Annotated in this window: 1 protein-coding gene; it reads left to right on the top strand. The window is 54.8% G+C overall.

The window, feature by feature from the left end; translation table 11 throughout:
* Positions 1–106: 106 nt before the first annotated feature.
* Positions 107–675: terminase large subunit domain-containing protein (locus tag ABD224_RS29280; RefSeq protein WP_344055358.1), on the top strand; the 569-nt coding region annotated here is incomplete at its 3' end.

Consider the following 675-nt stretch of genomic DNA (forward strand, 5'->3'; position numbering starts at 1 on the left):
TAAGGAGACGTGGACGTTGGAGGGCGGCACTCGAGCAATGAGTCGGACGCTTGGGTCTGTTGGACAGGAGAAAAACCCCGGTAATCGTGGGATGAACCCCACGTGTGTGATTGTCGACGAAGCCCATTACGAGAAGGACACGGTTTACACAGAGGAGATTGAGGAGTTTTTCATTACCCACGAGTCCTATGAGTACTACCTATTCAGTACGCCAGCGGGCAAATCGGGCTACTTCTACGAGAACGTAGAAGTCAAAGGCCATCGTGAACCAGGGGAAGCCGCCCAAGAGGACTTCGGTTGGTATGCACCGTATTGGCCGACGAAGATAAGCCCGTTTGCACAACAGGACTTCATCGAGCAGAAACGCTCGGAATATGATAGCCAGACCTTCGAGCAGGAGTTTGAAGGCCGGTTCGCAGATGACGGGAGTTCGGCAATCCCGCATGCAACCCTTGTTCCGAATATCAAGCCAGATGCGGAGAAGGACGCTTCCCAAACCCGGTATCTCGCCATAGACCCCGCACGGAGTGGGAAAGACGAGATGGTTGTTTCAGACGTGGACGCAAGCGGCGTGTACTGGAACATATGGGCCTTCGAGACGATGGACGGCCCGCGATTCATTGAGTTGCTCGAGATCCTGCACCAGCAGAAGACCGACCTCGAGTACTGGGGTGC

Origin of the sequence: Streptomyces thermoalcalitolerans (assembly GCF_039525155.1) — a bacterium.
GTDB classification, from domain to species: Bacteria; Actinomycetota; Actinomycetes; order Streptomycetales; family Streptomycetaceae; genus Streptomyces; species Streptomyces thermovulgaris.